Raw genomic sequence first — 4,459 nt, forward strand, 5'->3', positions numbered from 1 at the left:
ATCACGATTATGAAGAGGCGACAGCAACATTGAAGCCTCTCTTAGTACCGACTGGTATTAAGGCATACATGGGTGAAAATGAGTATTTAATGATTGCCAATCGGTCATCCAATCCGTTGAAGCGGGGGATGATTTTGCCAAATGGGGTCGGCATTATTGATGCGGACTATGTGGATAACGATAAAAATGAGGGCGAAATCTTTATTCAGATGGTTAATTGGGGCATCCGAGATATGCATCTAAAAAAGGGTGAACGCATCGGTCAAGGAATTTTCATGCCGTTTTTGGTAACGGATGATGATGCAACACAAGAGAAGAATGATCGTACGGGGGGCTTTGGTAGTTCCGGCGTACATTAAGAGAGGTAGGAGAAATGGCAAAAACAAAAACCCAGTTTGTATGTTCTAACTGTGGGTATGTTTCACAACGTTACATGGGACGTTGCTCTAACTGTGGTGCCTGGGGAACGTTCGTTGAAGAAGTTATTCAACCAGAAAAGGCGGACCGAAAGTCACGCGTTAACCTGGCTGGACAAATTGCGAAGGTTGAGCGATTAGGCCAAGTTAGCATCGAGGAGACGCCACGTGTCGATACGCAAATTGATGAATTTAACCGGGTACTTGGTGGCGGAATCGTACCTGGGTCAATGGTTTTGATCGGTGGTGACCCAGGGATTGGAAAGTCAACGTTGCTACTTCAGGTATCAAGTCAGTTGGCAAATTCAGGCGGAACGATTTTGTACGTCGCTGGAGAAGAAAGTGCTTCGCAGATTAAGTTGCGAGCAGAACGCTTGGGAGTTCGTGGCGATGCGGATTTCTTCTTGTACCCAGAAACGGACATGAGCCAAATTCGTAAGGCAATCGATGAAACAAAGCCGGATTATGTCATTATCGACTCAATCCAAACCATGCAACAACCAGATGTTTCATCGGCGGTTGGATCAGTTGCACAAATTCGTGAGACGACCGCCGAATTGCTCCAAATCGCGAAGACGAACGGGATTACAATTTTTATTGTTGGTCACGTAACCAAGGATGGTGCCATCGCTGGACCAAAGATTTTGGAACACATGGTGGATACGGTACTTTACTTTGAGGGTGATAATCAGCGTAGTTTCCGGTTGCTACGAGCTGTTAAGAATCGATTCGGTTCAACAAATGAGTTAGGGGTCTTTGAAATGAACGAGGGTGGTTTGGCAGAAGTGACGAACCCATCTGGTTTATTCTTGGAAGACCGGCTCTCAGACGCCAGTGGTTCGGCAGTGGTCGTTGCGATGGAAGGCTCTCGACCAATTTTGGTTGAAGTCCAGGCGTTGGTGACACCAACCGTCTTTGGTAATGCCCAACGCACAGCAGCCGGCATTGATCGCAATCGTATTTCACTGTTGATGGCTGTCTTAGAAAAGCGTGCAAACTTGTTGTTGCAGAACCAGGATGCCTATGTGCGTGCTGCAGGCGGTGTAAAGCTAGACGAACCAGCAATCGACTTGGCTGTTGCGGTTGCAATTGCTTCGAGTTACCGGGATAAGGGAACACGGGCAACTGACGCATTTGTCGGTGAAATTGGTTTGACTGGTGAAATCCGGCGGGTGCCAAATGTGGTTGATCGCATTCTTGAAGCGAAAAAACTTGGTTTCAAACGAGTATTTGTGCCACAGCATTCAGTTGATACAATGAAAGATATACCGGGCATTCAAATTATCGGTGTGGCCACATTGGCAGATGCTTTACGGTTGGCATTAGATTAATTTAAAGGGGAAACTATGCGTAGGCGAATAATTCAGGTAGCTTTTTTGGTTGCTGGAGGTGCGCTCGCGATAACAGTATTGCCAATCATTTGGCGCATTTTGGGTGAACATAATCAGATTTGGTTAAATAACCCAATTGTGAACTTTATTATTGGTGGCATATTGTTTTATATCTTGAGCATACCTTTATGGCGACCAATCGATCAGGGGATTAAGCGAATTGAAACGTATTTGAACCAGCAATCACCACTCTTGTTGCTGATTGGTTCATTATCAACTTTGATTGGCTTGGTGATTGCGGTGGTTGTCACCGTACCGTTGCAGCGGGCGAATAATTTCTTTTTAAGTGCAGTTATTCCAGTTATCGTCATGGTGCTGTTGGGGTATTTGGGCTTCCGTTTGGGGACAACGCGGATTGATGAGTGGCGGAATTTAATCCCTAACTTAAATAACGTCACGAAGCGGGTACGGCCACGTCGTTCAGCTAATCAAAGTGACGTGCTAACGGATGAGGAAACAAACTATCACCACTATAAAATTTTAGATACGAATATCTTGATTGACGGTCGAATTGCAGATTTAGTGAAGACTGGCTTTATCGAAGGGACACTGTTGGTGCCCAACTTCGTCCTGTATGAGTTGCAATACATTGCTGATGCGGGTGAGTCATTGAAGCGTGTCCGCGGTCGGCGTGGTCTTGATATCTTGAATGAGTTGCGTGAAACGGACGCTATTCCACTTGAAATGTGGGAGGGCGACTATGAAGAAATTAAAGAAGTGGACGAAAAACTAATTCAATTAGCCAAGGACGTTAACGGTATTTTGGTAACGAACGATTACAACTTGAATAAGGTGACAAAGTTCCAAAACGTTGAGGTTCTGAACATCAATGAATTAGCTGGCGCATTGCGTCCACGGGTTGCGGTTGGTGATCGTTTCAAGGTGACCTTGGTCAAAAATGGTACTGAACGCAAGCAAGCGGTTGGTTATCTTGATGACGGCACGATGGTCGTGGCTGAAGAAGGTCGTGACCATTTGCAAGAGACCGTGACGGTTGAAGTAACGTCGGCATTACAAACAGATGCTGGCCGTATGATTTTTGGTGTGGTTGTCGATTAAGGACTTAACATTGAAAGTCGTTAAAAACCGCGGTATATTAGTAAGCGGTATTATAAACAGAAAAAAGGAGTAGACTAGCATGGCTGAGACTACTGAAAAGAAGATTCGTGTACGTTACGCCCCATCTCCAACTGGGCACCTACACGTTGGAAACGCTCGTACGGCATTGTTTAACTGGTTGTTCGCGCGTCACTATAAGGGTGAATTTGTGATCCGTATTGAAGACACTGACCAAGCGCGTAACATCGCTGATGGTGAGAAGTCACAATTGGACAACTTGGCATGGTTGGGCTTGGACTGGGATGAATCACCAGCCAACCCAGGTGAGTACGGTCCATACCGTCAATCAGAACGTATGGATATTTACAAGCCATTGATTCAAGAGTTGTTGGACCGCGGTTTGGCGTACAAGTCATACAAGACGTCTGAAGAATTGGAAGCTGAGCGTGAGGCACAAATTGCTGCAAAGCAAGCCCCACACTACGTTTACGAATATGCTGGCATGTCAGATGACGAAATTGCAGCCGCACAAGCTGAGGCTGAAGCAAAGGGCTTGCAACCAGTTGTTCGTTTCCGTGTTCCAGAAGACAAGCCATATGCTTGGGATGATATCGTAAAGGGTCATGTTGAAATCAACTCAAACACTATCGGTGGTGACTGGGTTATTCAAAAGGCTGATGGTATGCCAACGTACAACTTTGCCGTTGTTGTGGACGACCACATGATGGAAATCTCTCACGTATTGCGTGGGGATGACCACGTGTCAAACACGCCAAAGCAATTGATGATTTACGAAGCCTTCGGTTGGGAAGCGCCAATCTTTGGCCACATGACGTTGATTATCAACGCTGAGACAGGTAAGAAGTTGTCAAAGCGTGACGAGTCAATCTTGCAATTCATCGAGCAATATCGTGAATTGGGTTACTTGCCTGAAGCAATGTTGAACTTCATTGTTTTGTTGGGATGGTCACCAGTGGGTGAAAAGGAAATCTTCAACAAGAACCAATTGGTTAAGATGTTTGATGAAGCCCGCTTGTCAAAGTCACCAGCTAAGTTTGATAACAAGAAGCTTGAATGGGTTAACAACCAATGGATCAAGACGGCTGACCAAAACATGGTCTTTGACAAGTTGATGCAACAACTTGTAAAGTCAGAACTGGTTAACCCAGCCGAATTAACGGCTGAAAAGATGCAATGGTTGCGTTCAGTGATGAATGTATACATGGATGGTGTTTCATACACGTCACAAATTGTGCCATTGGTAAAGCCAGTCTTCTTTGAGATGCCAGCTGCTGATGCTATTACGGATTCAGCAAAGGAATGGATGGCCGCTGAAAACGTGCCAGCAATGTTGAACTTGTTCATCGAAAAGATTGAAGCAATGCCATTGTTCACGGCAGCTGCTATCTTGACGGCAATCCGCGAAATTCAAAACGAAATGGACGTCAAGGCCCGTGCTTTGTGGAACCCATTGCGTATTGCAACGACGCGTGAGGAGCAAGGTCCAAACCTTGGTGAATTGCTAGAATTGCTAGGACGCGAGCAAACAATCGCAAACATCCGCGAATTCTTGTAAAATTTAACAACTAATTA

Annotated in this window: 3 protein-coding genes and 1 pseudogene; all 4 read left to right on the forward strand. The window is 45.5% G+C overall.

Annotated features, from left to right (window positions below):
• A pseudogene (locus WEIDD23_RS03485) lies at positions 1 to 359 on the forward strand (dUTP diphosphatase); the annotation flags it as partial.
• A 14-nt stretch (positions 360 to 373) separates the two neighbouring features.
• The gene (gene radA, locus WEIDD23_RS03490; RefSeq protein WP_010372293.1) at positions 374 to 1,747 is read left to right on the forward strand and encodes a DNA repair protein RadA; all 1,374 of its coding nucleotides are present in this window, start codon (positions 374 to 376) and stop codon (positions 1,745 to 1,747) included.
• 15 nt (positions 1,748 to 1,762) lie between these two features.
• Positions 1,763 to 2,866 (forward strand): PIN/TRAM domain-containing protein, encoded by a 1,104-nt coding sequence (locus WEIDD23_RS03495; RefSeq protein WP_029237460.1) that lies wholly within the window; start codon positions 1,763 to 1,765, stop codon positions 2,864 to 2,866.
• A gap of 79 nt (positions 2,867 to 2,945) precedes the next feature.
• Positions 2,946 to 4,442, forward strand: a complete 1,497-nt coding sequence (gltX, locus tag WEIDD23_RS03500; protein WP_010372298.1) for a glutamate--tRNA ligase — start codon at positions 2,946 to 2,948, stop codon at positions 4,440 to 4,442.
• The last annotated feature ends 17 nt before the right edge of the window (positions 4,443 to 4,459 follow it).

This window comes from Weissella sp. DD23 (assembly GCF_001579105.1).
GTDB classification, from domain to species: Bacteria; Bacillota; Bacilli; order Lactobacillales; family Lactobacillaceae; genus Weissella; species Weissella cibaria.